14 protein-coding genes are annotated in these 16,785 nt (G+C 65.5%); 5 read left to right on the top strand and 9 right to left on the bottom strand.

Annotated elements, in window-relative coordinates:
• The first annotated feature begins 6 nt into the window (after positions 1 to 6).
• A complete protein-coding gene (locus tag DK842_RS05550; RefSeq protein WP_114060513.1) occupies positions 7 to 342 on the top strand; it encodes a hypothetical protein in 336 nt (111 codons plus the stop codon).
• Here the strand turns inward: DK842_RS05550 and hemF are convergent, their stop codons facing one another.
• The 5 genes from hemF to DK842_RS05525 form a co-directional block, all read right to left on the bottom strand.
• A complete protein-coding gene (hemF, locus tag DK842_RS05545) occupies positions 343 to 1,251 on the bottom strand; it encodes an oxygen-dependent coproporphyrinogen oxidase (RefSeq protein WP_114060511.1) in 909 nt (302 codons plus the stop codon).
• A gap of 115 nt (positions 1,252 to 1,366) precedes the next feature.
• On the bottom strand, positions 1,367 to 2,014 hold the full coding sequence (locus DK842_RS05540; RefSeq protein ID WP_114060508.1) for an outer membrane protein: 648 nt from the start codon (positions 2,012 to 2,014) through the stop codon (positions 1,367 to 1,369).
• A 208-nt stretch (positions 2,015 to 2,222) separates the two neighbouring features.
• Entirely contained in the window at positions 2,223 to 3,041 is an 819-nt protein-coding gene (locus DK842_RS05535) for an alpha/beta hydrolase (protein ID WP_114060506.1), read from the bottom strand.
• Positions 3,042 to 3,137: 96 nt separating this feature from the next.
• Positions 3,138 to 4,490 (bottom strand): ATP-binding protein, encoded by a 1,353-nt coding sequence (locus tag DK842_RS05530; RefSeq protein WP_114060504.1) that lies wholly within the window; start codon positions 4,488 to 4,490, stop codon positions 3,138 to 3,140.
• A gap of 3 nt (positions 4,491 to 4,493) precedes the next feature.
• Positions 4,494 to 5,204 (bottom strand): winged helix-turn-helix domain-containing protein, encoded by a 711-nt coding sequence (locus DK842_RS05525; RefSeq protein ID WP_114060501.1) that lies wholly within the window; start codon positions 5,202 to 5,204, stop codon positions 4,494 to 4,496.
• 178 nt (positions 5,205 to 5,382) lie between these two features.
• Between DK842_RS05525 and DK842_RS05520 the strand changes: the two genes are divergently transcribed.
• The 3 genes from DK842_RS05520 (at position 5,383) to DK842_RS05510 (ending at position 8,150) form a co-directional block, all read left to right on the top strand.
• On the top strand, positions 5,383 to 7,449 hold the full coding sequence (locus DK842_RS05520) for a carbon starvation CstA family protein (protein ID WP_114060499.1): 2,067 nt from the start codon (positions 5,383 to 5,385) through the stop codon (positions 7,447 to 7,449).
• The gene (locus DK842_RS05515) at positions 7,442 to 7,630 is read left to right on the top strand and encodes a YbdD/YjiX family protein (RefSeq protein WP_114060496.1); all 189 of its coding nucleotides are present in this window, start codon (positions 7,442 to 7,444) and stop codon (positions 7,628 to 7,630) included. Before DK842_RS05520 ends, DK842_RS05515 begins: the two co-directional genes overlap by 8 nt.
• Before the next feature lie 121 nt (positions 7,631 to 7,751).
• Entirely contained in the window at positions 7,752 to 8,150 is a 399-nt protein-coding gene (locus tag DK842_RS05510; RefSeq protein ID WP_114060494.1) for a DUF2628 domain-containing protein, read from the top strand.
• Between the two features lie 71 nt (positions 8,151 to 8,221).
• Here DK842_RS05510 and DK842_RS05505 read toward each other — a convergent pair whose 3' ends face one another.
• The 3 genes from DK842_RS05505 to DK842_RS05495 all read right to left on the bottom strand — a co-directional run bounded on the left by DK842_RS05505 (position 8,222) and on the right by DK842_RS05495 (position 14,172).
• A complete protein-coding gene (locus tag DK842_RS05505; protein WP_114060491.1) occupies positions 8,222 to 9,439 on the bottom strand; it encodes a DUF3999 family protein in 1,218 nt (405 codons plus the stop codon).
• Positions 9,436 to 13,017 carry a DUF2339 domain-containing protein gene (locus tag DK842_RS05500; RefSeq protein ID WP_114060488.1) on the bottom strand — a complete coding sequence of 1,194 codons (3,582 nt, stop codon included), beginning with the start codon at positions 13,015 to 13,017 and terminating at the stop codon, positions 9,436 to 9,438. The genes DK842_RS05505 and DK842_RS05500 overlap by 4 nt, the downstream gene beginning before the upstream one ends.
• Positions 13,018 to 13,146: 129 nt before the next feature.
• On the bottom strand, positions 13,147 to 14,172 hold the full coding sequence (locus tag DK842_RS05495; RefSeq protein WP_114060485.1) for a YeiH family protein: 1,026 nt from the start codon (positions 14,170 to 14,172) through the stop codon (positions 13,147 to 13,149).
• A 104-nt stretch (positions 14,173 to 14,276) separates the two neighbouring features.
• Between DK842_RS05495 and DK842_RS05490 the strand changes: the two genes are divergently transcribed.
• Positions 14,277 to 15,146, top strand: a complete 870-nt coding sequence (locus DK842_RS05490; RefSeq protein ID WP_114060482.1) for a LysR family transcriptional regulator — start codon at positions 14,277 to 14,279, stop codon at positions 15,144 to 15,146.
• Positions 15,147 to 15,252: 106 nt separating this feature from the next.
• On the opposite strand, the gene DK842_RS05485 is transcribed toward DK842_RS05490, so the two are convergent.
• A complete protein-coding gene (locus tag DK842_RS05485; protein ID WP_114060479.1) occupies positions 15,253 to 16,785 on the bottom strand; it encodes a DHA2 family efflux MFS transporter permease subunit in 1,533 nt (510 codons plus the stop codon).

Below are 16,785 nucleotides of genomic sequence, written 5' to 3'. Positions count from 1 at the left end.
AGATAGATGGCCGCAATCGGCAATCCCCCCCCGTTGCCCCCGCCGGTGCCCGCGGAGCAGCGCGCTGCGAGTCAGGAGTACCGTTATCAGGCGGATGGCCGGCAGATCACGCTGTCTGTGCAGGGGAAAGTGGACGCCGCAGGCGCCGCCCCGCGGTTTGGCACGGGCGCCTGGCTTGCGATGAGCGTGGAGGAAAATGGGCGGCGCAGCGAGTTGCAATGGACCGAGCAGGGCTGCGTCATCACGATTGCCGGGGCGCGTCGGGGGTGCTCGCCTGAGGAGAAAGACAGGACGCTGCGCTGGCTGCGGCACATTCCCAAGCCGCCAGCCACGCCGGCCTGATCACACCCAATCGCGCGGCGGCAGGAAGTCGGTGTACAGCCTGGCTTCCGGGCTGCCCGGCTCTGGCTGGTAGCCGTATTCCCAGCGGACCAGCGGCGGCATCGACATCAGTATCGATTCGGTGCGGCCGCCCGACTGCAGGCCGAACAGCGTGCCGCGGTCCCAGACCAGGTTGAATTCGACGTAGCGGCCGCGGCGGTATAGCTGGAACTGGCGTTCGCGGTCGCCCCAGGCCTGTTCCTTGCGCCGCGCGACGATGGGCAGGTAGGCGTTCAGGTAGCCGTCGCCGACGGCGCGGGTGAAGGCGAAGCTCTTGTCGAAGCCCCATTCGTTGAGGTCGTCGAAGAACAGGCCGCCGATGCCGCGGGCTTCGTTGCGGTGCTTCAGGTGGAAGTATTCGTCGCACCATGTCTTGTAGCGCGGATAGACCTCGCCGCCAAACGGCGCGCACAGGTCGCGCGCCACCGTATGCCAGTGCACGGCGTCTTCTTCTTGCGGGTAATAAGGGGTCAGGTCGAAGCCGCCGCCGAACCACCACACCGGCGCCTCGCCGTCCTTTTCCGCGATGAAGAAGCGCACGTTGGCGTGGCTGGTGGGCACGTGCGGATTGGACGGATGGATCACTAGCGATACGCCCATCGCCTCGAAGCGGCGGCCGGCCAGCTCCGGCCGGTGCGCGGTGGCGGACGCTGGCAACGCGTCGCCGTGGACGTGGGAAAAATTGACGCCGGCTTGCTCGAACACCTCGCCATCCTTCAGCACCCGGCTGCGCCCGCCGCCGCCGGCCTCGCGGCTCCAGGCGTCCTCGGCGAACTGGGCTTTGCCGTCGGCCTGTTCCAGCGCCGCGCAGATGCGGTCTTGCAGGTCCAGCAGGAAGGATTTCACGGCGTCGCTGTGCGGGTGGCTCATTGCGGTATCCAGATCACAAAGTTGGCGGGAATTGTAACAGAGTGATTGAGGCATGACGTTCAGCTGGCGGAAAACAAAAACAGCCCGCAAGGCGGGCTGTCCTGATCGGCAAGGCTTAGAAGCTATAGTTCACGCCGGCTTTGAGGACGTGCATGCCCGTCTGCATGACGCTTTGGCCGTTCACCGCCCAGTTCGGCAGCGATACATATTCGTATTCGCCGCGCAGCGACAGTTGCTTGTTGATCTTGTATGCGGCGCCGAGGCCGATGCCGGGGCGCAGGCGGCTTTGTTTTTCGCTGGCGGAGCCGGCGGTTTCAAAGCCCAGTTTCGGGATGCTGACGCTGGCGTTGGCAGAAGCGTTGAAGTACATCTGGTTCAGCGTGACTTTGCCGAAGAGGTCCAGTTCGCTGGTGACCGGCAGGATGCCGACTGCGGCCAGGCGCAGGGCGGTAGTTTCCAGCGCGACGCCCGCGTTGCCGTTGGCATCGTCTGTGCGCGCGGCTACCGAGGTCTTGGCCTTGCCGAAGTCGGCATAAGAGGCCTCGAGGGCGAAATGGTCGTTGAAGCGGTAGCCGCCGCCCAGTTCCCAGCTGCCGCCGGCTGCGGAATGGCTCGAGCTGAGGCCTTCAATGCCATGGGTGTCCAATTTCTTCGGCTTGGCGAAATTGTAGCCCAGATTGCCGAATACGTAGGCGCCTTGTTCTGCGGCGTGGGCGGAAAGAGCTGCCAGGCTCAACACGGAGGCTGCGATGATTTTTTTCATGACGGGTTCACTGCTTAAGTTGATGAATCAACCGCCATTCTGCAAGCTATTGCCGCATCTCGTATGTACGTGATTGTGATGTGCTATGGAAGAGTTGTGTAACGATATGTAAAATCATTCTTACATGAATTATTCGACATGAACTTATGCCTTTGGTGGAAAAACAAACCGCCCGATAACGGGCGGTTTGGATTTCATGGGAGGTGGCTCAGGCGGCGGCGAAGGCGGTCCAGCCGCAGGATTGCTCTACCGGTTGCGGCCGCGGCGGCGCGTTGAAGAACTTCAGGCTGCGCTGCAGCACTTCGGCGCGCTCGTTGTCCACCATCACCATGTGGTAGCTGTTGGACAGCGGCATGAAATCGACCGGGCCGCCCAGATACTGCATCAGATGGTGCGCGGAGCGCGGGCTGGTGATGTCGTCCTCGTCGGCGTGGACGATCAGCGTCGGACAGGTGATTTCCGGCAGGTGGCGCATCAACTGGCGGCGCAGGCCATCCACTTCGCGGATGCAGGCCAGCGGAATATAGGCGTAGTGGAAGCGGTCGCCGCGCTCGAAGCGCTGTTGGATGGCTCGGCGGATGCGAGCGTTCTTGATGCCGAATGGCGAAACTTCCGGCACGCGCATTTTCTTGGCAAGGCCGGGAATATGGTAGACCGCATGGCGTAGCCAGGTCAGCTTGGGCAGGCTCCAGCCGTCCAAGAACATCGGGGGCGCGTACAGCGCCAGCTTGTCCTGGTGTTTTTCCAGCCGCGCGACTTCCAGGGCCACCAGGCCGCCCAGGCAGACGCCGGCCAGATGCACCACCTTGTGCTTGGCCTTCAGCGCGCGGTATTCGGCGCGAATGCTTTCCACCCACTCCTGCCAGCGCACGCCGAGCAGATCCTCCGGCGTGCCGCCATGGCCGGGCAACGCGGGGGAGTGGGTAACGATGTCGGCGTCTTCCAGCGTGCGGCCCAACGCGCCCAGATCATAAGCGGTGCCGCCGAGTCCATGCACCAGCAGCGCCGCCGGTCGTGTGGAAACCATTCTGCATATTCCTGATTGTTCGATGATGGGTATTATCGGGAATCAGGACAATGGGGTCTGTTGGCTTCCTGTCGATGCTTTGTGACAATGAGTGACTTATTGCCCGCAAGGGGCAGGTTGCGCAATGATCATGCGGAAGCGGGCGCCGCCCAGGTCGCTGGAGCCGGCGCTGGCGTGGCCGTGGTGGTGCTCGGCGATCAGGCGGACGAAGGACAGGCCCAGGCCATGACCGCCGGTGGCGCGGTCGCGGCTGCGGTCCAGCCTGAGGAAGGGCTCGAATACCTTGTCGCGATCCGCCTCGGGAATGCCGCAGCCATCGTCGTCGACCTCGACGATCAGCTGCGAGCCTTGGTGATAGACCCGCATCCGCACTTGGGACTGCGCGTATTTGAATGCATTGAGGAGCAGGTTGCGGCTGGCGATGTACATCAGCTTGCGGTCGAAGGCGCCGTCTTCGCGCGGACAGTCCAGCGTCAGCGCCAGGTGAGGCGGCTTCAGCGGGGTGACCAGATCGATCAGGTCGTCGAACCAGTCGAACAGGTCGATGGTTTCCAGATGCAGCGGCACTTCGCTGCGCTTGAGCTTGGCGAACTCCATGCTGGTGCTGATCAGTTCCTCCAGCTCTTGCAGGTCGCGCTCCATGCCGTCCCGGTAGCGCTTCCACTCTCCCGCGTCCTCCTCCTCTTCCAGCATGGTGAGGCCGAATCGCAGCCGGGCGATGGGCGTGCGGATTTCGTGGGCGATGGCGTGCGACAGCGCCTGGCGCGTCTCCATCTGCCGCTCCAGCCGGGAGGCCATGCTGTTGAAGGCCAGCGGCAGCGGCGCGAACAGCCGGCTCTTGGCCGAGCGGGCGCGGGCGGTGAAATCGCCTTCGGCGAACACTTCGGCGGTGCGGCGGACCTCCAGCAGGTCGGTCCACAGCGGCCGCAGAATGAAGTAGAGCAGCGTGCCGAGCGTGGCGCCGGACAGCAGCATCCAGATCAGCAATATTTCGATGTCCTCGCTGATCCAGGTGCTGTCGTTGGCTTGCTCGTCCAGCGGACCCAGCGCCAACAGTCTGGAGCTGGATGGCGCCGGCGCGTAGAGAATCTGGTTGTCGGCGTCCAGATAGGATTGTCCGTGGCCCAGCACCGCCAGCGCCTTGTCGCCCAATTCGGCCGGCGGCCGCTCCAATAGCCGGACCGGATAACTGAAGCGTTTGGTGGCGGCTTCCAGCTCCGCATCCCAGCGCTCTGGCGGCCGCTCGCGCAGCCGGTCTTGCAGCAGCGACACCGTGCCGCGCATGAACAGGGTCTTGCCAGCCTGGTCGCTGCTGGCGTAAAGCTTGGTCACCAGGAAGCCGAAGCCGATGATGATCAGCAACTGGATCAGCATGGTGATCAGGAAATAACGGGCGAACAGCGAACCCAGCGACGGTACGAACCATCCGCGCGGCTTGGGAGACGGCATCGTTTATTCCCAGTCGCTGCGCGAGAACAGATAGCCCTTGCCGCGCACGGTCTTGATCCGGGCCGGCGCGTCCGGGTTGTCGCCCAGCTTGCGGCGCAGCCGCGAGATGCGCGCGTCGATCGAGCGATCCAACCCATCGAAGCCGATGCCGCGCAGCTCGCTCATGATGTCGTCGCGCGACAGCACCTGGCCGGCGTGGGTGGCCAGCAGCCACAACAGGTCGAACTCGGCGGTGGTCAGCTCGATCTGCTCGTCTCCCAGCAGCGCTTCGCGCGTGGCCTGGCTGATATTGAACTGGCCGAAGGCGATGCAGTCGTTTTCCACTGCGACGGCGCCGTTTTCGGCGCGGGCGCCGCTGCGGCGCAACAGCGCGCGCACGCGGGCCAGCAGCCGGCGCGGTTCCACCGGCTTGGCCAGGTAGTCGTCGGCGCCCAGTTCCAGGCCCAGGATTTCGTCCACGTCTTCGTCGCGCGCCGTCATCATCAGGATGCGGCCGCCGTAGTGCGGGCGCACCTCGCGGCAGACGTCGAAGCCTTCCTTGCCCGGCAGCATCACGTCCAGCACCACCAGGTCGGGACGGGTTTCCAAAATGAATGCGGGCGCGGTGTCGCCGCGGCCGTGCAGGCTGACTTGGTAACCGTGTTTGGTCAGGTAGGCGGCGATCAGTTCGGCCAGCCTGGCGTCGTCCTCGACGATCAGAATGTGTTGTGCCATAGCGAGGGGGTCCGATTTCTCAGCAAAAATAGTAACACGGGCCGTTCGGCCTGACAGGCTTGTGTTTAGACCTTCATGCCGACAGAATCAAAGACGCAGTGCCCAAGACCGGATCGTCGCGGACAGATGGGCTGTCGCGGCGGGAGCCGGGAGAAATAGAGAGAACAGGGATACCCTTATGCAACAGATCAAACAGTGCGTGGTCTGGCTGTTGGTGGCGCTGGCGGGGGCGACGGCCTTCGCCATGGTGGCGCTGAACCGCGGCGAGACGATCAACGCGGTATGGCTGGTGGTGGCGGCCTTGTCGGTGTACGCGATCGCCTACCGCTTCTATAGCCGCTTCATCGCCGACAAGGTGCTGGAGCTGAGCGCGCGCCGGCTGACGCCGGCCGAGAAGTTCAACGATGGGCTGGATTACGTGCCCACCAACAAGTGGGTGGTGTTCGGCCACCACTTCGCCGCCATCGCCGGCGCGGGGCCGCTGGTGGGGCCGGTGCTGGCCGCGCAGATGGGGTATTTGCCGGGCACGCTGTGGATACTGGTCGGCGTGATGATCGCCGGCGCGGTGCAGGACTTCTTGGTGCTGTTCCTGTCGATGCGTCGCGATGGCAAGTCGCTGGGCGAGATGATACGACAGGAAATGGGCGAGGTGGCCGGCGTCATCGCCTCCATCGGCGTGTTGATGATCATGGTGATCCTGCTGGCGGTGCTGGCCCTGGTGGTGGTCAAGGCGCTGGCCGACAGCCCGTGGGGCACCTTCACCATCGCCTGCACGATACCGATCGCGCTGTTCATGGGCGTGTACTCCCGTTTCATTCGCCCGGGCAAGATCGGCGAGGTGTCGGTGATCGGCTTCATCCTGCTGATGCTGGCCATCGTTTACGGCGGCGATGTCGCCAAGAGCGCCACGCTGGCGCCGCTGTTCACGCTGAAGGGCACCACGCTGGCCTGGACGTTGATAGGCTACGGCTTCATCGCTTCGGTGTTGCCGGTGTGGCTGCTGCTGGCGCCGCGCGACTACTTGTCCACCTTCCTGAAGATCGGCACCATCGCCGGGCTGGCCATCGGCATCCTGATCGTGGCGCCGCCGCTGCACATGCCGTCGGTCACCCAGTTCATAGACGGCAGCGGCCCGGTGTTCGCCGGCAACCTGTTCCCCTTCCTGTTCATCACCATCGCCTGCGGCGCGGTGTCCGGCTTCCATTCGCTGGTCGCTTCCGGCACCACGCCCAAGCTGATCGAGAACGAGTCCCACGCCCGGATGGTGGGTTACGGCGCCATGCTGGTGGAGAGCTTCGTCGCCATCATGGCCTTGATCGCCGCCTGCGTGCTGGACCCGGGCGTCTATTTCGCGATGAACAGCCCGGCGGCCTTGATCGGCAAGACCGCGGCGGATGCCGCCCAGGTGATTTCCGGCTGGGGCTTCGTCATCACACCGGACGCGCTGACCCAGTTGGCAGCCGACGTGGGCGAGCACACCGTGCTGTCGCGCGCCGGCGGCGCGCCGACCCTGGCGGTAGGCATGGCCCACATCCTGTCCGGCGTGATCGGCGGCAAGACCATGATGGCGTTCTGGTACCACTTCGCCATCCTGTTCGAGGCGCTGTTCATTCTCACCACCGTGGATGCCGGCACCCGCGTGCTGCGCTTCATGATCCAGGACCTGCTGGGCGTATTCATCAAGCCGATGGCCAATACCGAGTCCTGGACCGCCAACCTGGTGGCCACCGGTCTCGCGGTATCCGCCTGGGGGTATTTCCTGTATCAGGGCGTGGTGGATCCGCTGGGCGGCATCAATACCTTGTGGCCGCTGTTCGGCATCGCCAACCAGATGCTGGCCGGCATCGCGCTGACGCTGGCCACAGTGGTGCTGGTGAAGATGCAAAAGACCCGCTACGTGTGGGTGACCGCGTTGCCGACCGCCTGGCTGCTGGTGGTGACGTTGACCGCCGGTTGGCAAAAACTGTTCCACGCCAGCCCTAAAATCAGCTTCCTCGCCCATGCCGACAAGTTCTCCGCCGCAGCGGCCAAGGGAGAGCTGCTGGCCCCGGCCAAGAATATGGCGCAGATGCATCAAATCATCTTCAATGATTATGTGGACGCCACGCTGACCGCGCTGTTCATGGCGGTGGTGTTGGCGATGCTGGTGTTCGGCATCCATGTGATCCGCAAGTCGCTGGCGGTGAAATGGGTGACGGCCAAGGAAGTGCCGGCGGTATATCGGCAGGAGGGCGCCAATGGTTGAGTTATGGAGAGCTGCGGTGGCGGCCGCCCGGCTGATGGTGGGGCAGCGCGACTACGACGTCTATGTCAGTCGCCGCCGCCGTTTCGATGCCGAGGCCCAGGTGATGAGCCGCGAGGAATTTTTCCGCTATTGCCAGGAACAGCGTTACGGCGGCAAGGGGGTGAAGAAGTGTCCGTGCTGATGGTTCGCAGTTGATTGCCAGAACGCCCGGGGTAACCGGGCGTTCTATTTTGTCGTGACGCGTTATCGAATTGGCATTGATCGTGTTAGTATGCTTGCCGTTTTAAATATGGATTTTCCAGATGTCAAATTCCTACGAAAATTACAAGCCGAAGTGGCAGGAGCGTTTTTCCTTCTTCGACCAGCACGGCGGCCCGGGCCGGTCCGAGCATCAGCAGGCGTTGAAGGCCTTGCCTTTGGGGCGCCGGTTGACGGTTCATCTCAACTTTGTTTCCCTGCTGTTCTGGCCCATCCATTTCCTGGTGCTGGGACTGTGGCGAGCGATGCTGTCCTTGCTGGGCATTGCTATCCTGCTTGGCACCCTCGTCGCGATCTTGGGGTTGCCGGAGGTTGTCAGCCGTGGACTGGGCATGGCGGTTTCGGTGTTGGCCGCGATGTCGGTCAACTACCTCTATTACCTGAAGCAGGTACGCGGCCAGAATGGGTGGAATCCGTTTGCCGCGCTGAAAAAAAGCGCCTAAGCATCGCGCGCGCGCGGCCGAATGCCGTTAGCCGCCGCATGACAATCGCCCGACAGTTGCCGGGCGATTTTTTATTGAGTGTCCGACGGCGCAGGCTCTTTGATCAGCCGATAGCTGATCCAGCCCAGCAAACCGACCGCCAGCAGCAGGCTCCCCCACAGCCATGGCGATTTTTTCGGCATCGGAGCCTGCGCCGGGGGCGCCGGTCTTACGCCGCCGGCCAAGGCAGGCCCCAGCGCGGCGGGCTGCGCGGGCTCGGGGCTGTTCAGCAGCGTGTTCGCCTGGTCTGTGATGAAGAAGCTGGGATGACCGTAAGCCAGCATGAACGGCGGCTGGCCGCGGGCGGCGAACGTCAGCTGTTGCCGCGGCCAGGACGCGCGCAGCCGCGGTAGCCCGGCGCCGAGGCCGCCTTGCCGGGTGTCGACCACCAAGCGCCAATAGCGGTCCGAATCGCCGTCCAAGTTCTCCAGCAGCAAGGTTGAAGCTTGCCCCAATTGGGTCAGTTCGCTGCTGAACGCGTTTTGCCAGGGCTGGTCCGGCCGCTCCCGCTTGTACCAGACGCCGCGGGCGCTGGTGTTGGGGTTGGGCAATGCCAACTCCAGCCGCCGCAGCGGCGCGCGCATGCCCAGGTCGAATAGATACTCTCCCGCGGCGCCCGGTTTGGCGGCAATCCAGTCGCCGCTTTGCAGCAGCGGCTCCGCGGCGCCGGGGCCGACATGCAGCGATGCCCGGCGCAGCTTGAAGGGCTTGTCCAGCCAGTCCAGCCGCAGGTAACGGCTGCCATCGCCATGCAGGTCAAGGCGCAGCGCGCTGCCGGACAGCTGCAAGAGTTCGCGGCTCTCCAGCGGCTGCCAGCGCTCCCCGTCATCGCTGGCCGACAAAGCGACTCTGCCGCGGTAGGCGCTCTGTTCCAGTTCCAAGGCCAGGTAGGCTCGATTCGATGCCGGCAGCCCCCGGCTGTCCAGCACGATGCCGGCTGAGCGGTTGGCCTTGGCCAGCGAGGGAAGCGGAAATGCGGGCAGCGGGTAGTCTCGGGCGGGCCGGGGTTGGCCATGCGCGGGCGAGATCGCCCAGGGAACGGCTTCGCCCGCGGCGTTGAAGACCTGGAGGTCGGACACATCGCGTCGTGCGCTGAAACGGTATACATCGGCGGGAAGATCCAGACGATGCAGCGCAGCTGGCCCGGCGCCCAGAACGATGGGTTGGCGGCGGGCGAACTCGGCCGCCGTCGGCGAGGCCAGAACCGGCAGCGCCGACAGCGCGAGCAAGGCTGACGCGATCCGTCTCATGCCGGCTCCTTTTCCGGCTCCGGCGCGCGGGGAGGCAGCGGCGACAGGTAGCCTATCAACAGGAACAACAGGCCCACGCCGATGAAGCTGATGATGCGGGCGATGCTGCCTACCGAGGCCAGATCCACCAGGAATAACTTGGCCACCACCAGCGCCAGCAAGGCTCCGCCGCATAGCCAAGGCAGACGCAGGCCGCGGCGGGTGGCGGCCACCATCAGGCCCAGCGCCGCCAGGGTCCAGCCCAGCGACAGCGTCGCCTGGGCAAGGGTGGAATGCAGCAGCGCGTCGAAGCGGTAGGGGATGTCCAGCCAGTGATGCAGGCTGCGCAAGGCGACCGCGTTGCCGAACAGGAACAGCCAGCCGCCGGCCAGCCAGCGTAGCCAGGGCGCCAGCGGGGCGAAGCGCAGCGGCCCCCGCTTCCAGTTCCGCCAGCAGGCGGCGAAAACAGCCAGTTGGGCGAGCTCCAGCGGATTGAGCAGCGGTATGTGGGGCAGCGGCAGCAAGCGGGCGCCTTCCAGATTGGCCAGGACGCTCCACAGCAACAGGACGGGGCTGATCGCGCGCAGCAGGCAGGCCACCACGCGGGACGCGCCGGGCCGATTGGCCGCCAAGCGCGGCGCGATCAACGCCAGCAGCGCCCAGCACAGCATCAGCGTGGCGAGCGGCAGCGGCGAGGCCAGTACCGCGTCCAGCCGGTACGCCATGCCCTGCCAATGGTGGAAGGCGCGCATCACGATGGCGCAGCCGAAGCCGATCAGCCAGGCGGCAATCGCGTAGTCCAGCCATGGCCAGGAGGCCGGACGGGGAAAGCCCGCGCGGCGCCAGTTGATCCCCACGCAAGCCAACACCGCCAGTTGCGCCAGTTCCAGCGGATTGAGCAAGGGCAGCCAGGGCAGCAGCAGCGGCGCGCCTGCTTCCAGGTTGGCCAGCAGCATCCACAGCAGCAAGGTTGCGCCGACGGCGGCGCTCCACACGGATACGACGCGGCTGCCTTCGCGCCTGGCGGCCAGCAGCGGCGCGGCAAGCGCCAGCGCGCACCAGCACAGCGCCAAAACGACGCGGCTGTCGGCGTCGCTCCACAACACTTTCAGCGAATACGGCATGCCGCCCCAGTGATGGAAAGCGCGCAGCACGTCTGCGCTGACCGCCAGCAAGATCGCCGGGCACAACAACCAGGCCGCAGTTGTGGTGGGCCGGTTCAGGCGCCGCAGCCAGGCGCACAGGGCGAGCAGGCTGAAGCCGATGGCGAGGTCCAGCGGATTGAGCAGCGGCAGCCAGGGCAAGGGCGAGGGATTGCCGTCGGACAGCAGCGACCACAGCATCCAGCCGGCCAGCGCCGGGAACAATGGGGCGGGGCCGTAGCCGAGATAGGCAGCCGCGTGGCGGCGGATCGGCCATTCCAGTTTTTGCAGCGGCCCGCTCAGCAGCAGGAGCAGCGCGCTGGCGGCCGCGGGGAGGGCCGTGGCGCGCCAGACGCCTGCCGGCAGCCATTGCCATAGCCACCAGCCGGCCTCGCGCGTCAGCAGCGCGGCGAAGGCCCAGAGCCAGCAGGCGTGCAGCCAGCTGGCGTTATCGGCATCCTCTTCATGGCGGCGCAACAACCATAGCGAAATCGCCAGCGAGGCCGGGACCGCGACTGCGCCCAGCCCGGACAGCGGATGGGCGTGCAACAGCCAGCCGAGCAGGCTCCAGCCCATGGTCAAGGCGGGCAGGGACAGGGCTGGATAGGCCAGCAGTTTCCAGTCCAGCTTGCGGCGCAGCAGGCCGCATAGCGCCAGGCTGAGGCTGAGGAACAGCATCACGCCGTCGATGAAGTCTCGATCCGGCAGGAACAGGCCGAGCTCGCGGACGCCGCCTCCCAGCCACCACAAGCCGCCCCAGATGGCCAGCAAGGCCGGCAGAGCCTCATCGGATTCCGCCCGGCGATGCAGCTGCCAGCCGCTGAACAAGCCTGACAGCGCGAGCAGCAGGCAGGCGATGAAGGCGCTGTTCAGCGCCGGCAGCGCGCCGGCCGCATGCTCCAGGTTCGCCAGGCAGGCGATGCCGGCGCATAGTTGCAGGCCCAATGCGAACCAACGTCCCAGGAGGCGCTGCTGGCGCAGGCTGATCCAGAGCAGGCCCGCGCCTTCCACCGCCCACAAGGCGGTGGTGGTGCGGCCATCGAAGGCGAGCGGCACCGCCAAGGTGGCGAAAATCACGCCCAGAGCGAGAAAGGCGTCGGCCAGCAGCGGCAGCGCGGCGCGATGCCGCCGCCGCAGCCAGATGGTCAGCAGCAGGTAGACCGAAGCCAGCGCCACCGCGCACCAAGCCATGCCCAACGGAGCATGGCGCAGCAGGCCTGCGGCCAGGCCCGACGCCGCCAGCGGGGTGCCGAAAACCAGGGTGCCGTCCACGTAATGGCGCAAGGCCAGTCTCTGGCGCAGCGCGTACAGGAGCGAAATGCCCAGGTAGAAGGCGAAGAACAGCGCGAGGAAGGGCAAGGTGGTGGCCAGCAGCTCCGGCCGGTATTGCAAGGCGCCCCAGGCGGTGGCGATGACGAAGGTGAAGGCGAAACCCAGCAGGTTCAGGCTGCGCCAGGATTTGCGCCAGGCGATGCCGAAAATGCCGGCGTTGAGCAGCGCGTAATAGCCGAACAGCACGATGTGGCTGCCGCCGCCGGTGGCGGTGAGGATGGGCGCGAGAAAGCCGCCGGTGATGCCCATCCCGGCCAGCGACGGCGCATCCTGGCGCACGGCCAGCAAGGCGCTGGCCACGCCGAGCAGGATCAGGAAGGCGAGTGTCAGGCCCGGCGGCAGCAACTGGAAGAATTTCAGCGTGACGAAAGCGGTGATGTACAGCGTGCCCACGCCGCCGCCCTGCAGGATCAGGGCGTAGCCGCGGCGTTTCAGCCGCAGCTTCCAGCCAGCGGCCAGCAGCGCGCAGCCTCCCAGCGCCACGCCGGCCAGGCGCAGCTCTATCGGCAGCAAGCTGTTGTCTGCCGCGTATTTCAATAGGAAGGCGAAGCCGAAGAACAGCAGCAGCATGCCGACGCGCACCACGGCGTTGCCGCCCAGCAGCCAGTCGCGCGCGTAGCGCCAGCCGCGATCCAGCAATGTGGGTTCGGTAGGCGCGGCGATGCGCGGCATGGCCGGCGCCTGGGGCGTTTCGGCGGCCGGGAGGCGTTCCGGCTCGGGCCGGGGCGGCGTGGCTTCCCATTCGATAGAGACTTGCGGCTCGGGTGGGCTTGCTTCTTGTGGAGGCGGCGTTGCCGGCGCGGGCTCAGAGGGGGGCGGGGACGGAGGCTCGGCTTGCCAGGCAGCTTCTGGAGCGGGGGCGGCCCCAGCCTGAGAGCGGGCTTGCTCGCGAAGCAGCTGCACTTCTATTTCCAGCGCCTCCAGCCGCTGTTGCAATTGCCACAGGGTCATCGACCGGGAGGCGTGCTGGCTGGGCGGGGAGCCGTCTTTTCCTGTGGCGCCGCCGGATTTTCCCAAAGCCAGGCTGACCACGCCGCCAAGCACGGCCAGGCTCAAACCCAGCGAAAAACCGTCTATGGCGATGCCCAGCAAGAGTCCTAGCAGGGCAAGAATCCAATGTCTCATGCGGAAGTCTATGTCAATAAATTGGAAATATCTTATATGACAGTCGTCTCCGGGTAAATTGCGCGCTTGCCGATCGCCAGCGGCAAAAAAACGCCTGCGGACAGGCGTTTGCGCAGGGAGCGGCCGGGCTCAGCGAACCAGCATGGCCACTCCGGCATTGATCAGCCCGCCGCCGACGATCAGCCAGCCGAACAGCGCGCTGGCCAGCAGCAGCGGCTTGGCGCCGGCCTGGCGGATGGCCGAGATGTGGGTGGTCAGGCCCAGCGCGCCCATCGCGGCGGCCAGCAGCAGGTTGTCCAGCGAGATGATCTGTTGCAGCAGCGCGCGCGGCAGCAGGTCGAAGGAGTTGAAGCCGGCCACGGCGAGGAAGGCGACGGCGAACCAGGGGATGGAGAGGGGCTGCCTCTGCGTTTTGCCTCCGCTATGCTTGGCGGCCAGCCAGGCGGACAGCGCGATCAGGAACGGCGCCAACATCATCACGCGGATCATCTTGGCGATCACCGCGGTGTTCATCGCCGCGTCGCTGACCGACTTGCCGGCGGCGACGGCCTGCGCCACTTCATGGATGGTGGAGCCGGCGAACAGGCCGTAGCTGAATTCGGAGATGCCCAGATGGCGCACCGCGTCGTACATCAGCGGCCACAGGAACATCGCGGCGGTGCCGAACACCACCACGGTGGCCACCGCGACGGCCACCTTTTCCGCGTGGGCCTTGATCACCGGTTCGGTGGCCAGCACCGCGGCCGCGCCGCAGATCGAGCTGCCGGCGCCGATCAGGATCACGCTTTGCTCATCCAGGCCCAGTTTTTTGCGGCCCAGCCAGAAAGCGAGGAAGAAGGTGGACGTCAGCACCAGCGCGTCGATCAGCACGCCGGAGAAGCCGACTGCGGCGATGTCCTGGAAAGTCAGCTTGAAGCCGAACAGGATGATGCCGGCGCGCAGCAGCTTCTGTTTGGAAAAGGTCACGCCGTGGTGGCTGGGGCCGGCGACGAAACGGTAGACCGTGTTGCCGACGATCATGCCGCCGACGATGGCGAGAGTGAGGGCGGACAGGCCCAGATTTTTCATCGCCGGCAGCTCCGCGGCCCAGATGGCCGCGATGGCCAAGCCCAGCGACAAGGCCAGGCCAGGAATCAGGTTGCGATAATTGGTCATATGCTAATGCCTCTTTGGTATATGCCCACGATACGCCACTGTTTATAAGTAAAAAAACATATAAAATTAATAGATATCATTAAAAAAATCGCTTAGGAGGCGGCATGAGCCTGCGCATCAGCCTGAGAGAGCTGGAGGTGTTCGTCGCGGTGGCGGAACTGGACACGGTGACGCGCGCGGCCGAACGGGTGGCGCTGACGCAGTCGGCCGCCAGCCAGGCGCTGGACAAGCTGGAGCAGGGGCTGGGGGCCAAGTTGTTCGACCGCGTCGGCCGCCGGCTGCTGATCAACGAGCACGGCCATCTGCTGTTGCCGCGCGCCCGCGCGCTGCTGGACGCCGCCGGCGATGTCCAGAGCCTGTTCGACGGCGGCGGACTGGCGCTGCGCATCGGCGCCAGCACCACCATCGCCAACTACCTGCTGCCGCCGCTGCTGGCGGCCTTCCGCAAGGATTGGCCGCAGGCGCGGCTAGAGTTGGAAGTGGCCAATACCCGCGACATCGTCGAGTCGGTGGCGGCGTTCCGCGTCGATTTCGGCCTGATCGAGGGCCCCTGCCACCATCCGGAACTGCTGGCCAGCCCGTGGCGGCAGGATGCGTTGCTGGTGTTCGCCGCCGTGTCGCATCCCTTGGCCGGCCGCAAGGTGGCGGCGGCGGAGCTGGCCGAGGCGGAGTGGATATTGCGCGAGGCCGGCTCCGGCACCCGGGAAGAAGTGGAGCGGGTGCTGCTGCCTCACTTGAACCGACTGGCCATCAGCATGGAGCTGGGCCACTCGGAGGCGATCAAGCACGCGGTGGCGGCGGGGCTGGGCGTCAGCTGCCTGTCGCGGCACGTGGTGGCCGATATGCTGGCTGCCGGCAGCGTGGTGGAGGTGGACGCCGATCTGCCGCTCCTGACCCGGACGCTGTACCGCATTCAGCACCGCGACAAGGCGATCGGCCGCGGGATGGCGGCCTTCGACCGCCATCTGAAATGAAAGCGGACAAGACCGCGAGGTCTTGCCCGTCTTTCATCCGACGCCGAATAGGCTGAAAAAAGCCCGATGCCGGGGGGGGGGGCGCCGGGCCTTCTTCCATGGCTTCCTAGTGCGCGCCGCTGTCGCCGCCCGAGGCGGTGAACGGCGGCTTGGCGAACCATACCAGGCCGATCAGCAGCACGAACAGAATGCCGCAGATCCAGAAGATCTCGTTGGCGGCCATGATGTAACCCTGCTTGGTGATCTGCAACTGGGTCAGCGCCTGCTGCTGGCTGGTGTTCAAGCCCAGCTTGCCCATCGCGCTGAACCAGGATACCGAGGCCGGATCGTACTGCGTCACGTGCTCGGTGAGCTTGGAGTGGTGCAGCGCCTCGCGGCGGTCCCACATCGTGGTGGTGATCGAGGTGCCTATGCTGCCCGCCAGAATGCGCAGGAAGTTGGACAGGCTGGACGCGCTGGCGATGCGCGACGGATGCAGGCCGGACAGCGTGATCGCGGTCAGCGGCATGAAGAAGCAGGCCACGCCTATGCCTTGCACCACTTGCGGCCACACCACGTAGGAAAAGTCCATGTCCGGCGAGAAGGTGCTGCGCCAGAAGAAGCAGATCGCGTACACGCTGAAGCTGACGGTGACGATCCAGCGCATGTCCCAGCGGTGCGCGTTCTTGCCGATGATGGGCGACAGCACGACCGGGATCAGGCCGATCGGCGCGGCGGCCAAGCCGGCCCAGGTGGCGGTGTAGCCCATCTGGGTCTGCAGCATCAAGGGCAGCAGCACCACGGCGCCGAAATACAGCATGAAGCCCAGGCTGATGGCGACGGTGCCGACGGTGAAGTTGCGGTAGCTGAACAGCGACAGATCGACGATGGGGTGTTCCTCGCCCAGCTCCCAGATCACCAGATAAGTCAGCGCCAGGAAGGCGACCACCGCCAGGGTGATGATCTCGGCGGAGTTGAACCAGTCCAGCTCCTTGCCGCGGTCCAGCACCATCTGCAGCGAGCCCACGCCTATCACCAAGAGCGCCAGGCCGATCTTGTCGATGGGCAGGTCCACGGTATCGGTTTCGCGCGGCTTCAGGATGCGCCAGGAGATGAAGGCGGCGACGAGGCCCACCGGCACGTTGATGAAGAAGATCCAGCCCCAGTGCCAGTTGTCGCTGATGACGCCGCCCAGAATGGGCCCGAACACCGGCGCGACGATCACCGTCATCGCCCATAGCGCCAGCGCCATGCTTTTCTTGGCCGGCGGATAACACGACAGCAGCAGGCTTTGCGACAGCGGAATCATCGGGCCGGCCACCGCGCCTTGCAGCACGCGGAAGGCGATCAGCATTTCCAGGCTGCTGGACATGCCGCACAGCCAGGAGGTCAGCACGAACAGCAGCGTGGACGCGGTGAACAGCTTCACCTCGCCGAAGCGCTTGGCCAGCCAGCCGGTCAGCGGCACCGCGATGGCGTTGGCCACGCCGAAGGAAGTGATCACCCAGGTGCCCTGGCTGGTGGCGGCGCCGAGGTTGCCCGAAATGGTGGGCAGCGCCACGTTGGCGATGGTGGTGTCCAGCACCTGCATGAACACCGACATCGACAGCGCCAGCGTGATCCAGACCAGTTTCGAGCCGGTCAGTGGCGGATGGTTCAT

Origin of the sequence: Chromobacterium phragmitis, assembly GCF_003325475.1 — a bacterium.
Lineage (GTDB): Bacteria > Pseudomonadota > Gammaproteobacteria > Burkholderiales > Chromobacteriaceae > Chromobacterium > Chromobacterium phragmitis.
This window is presented reverse-complemented; position numbering and strand designations above follow the sequence as displayed.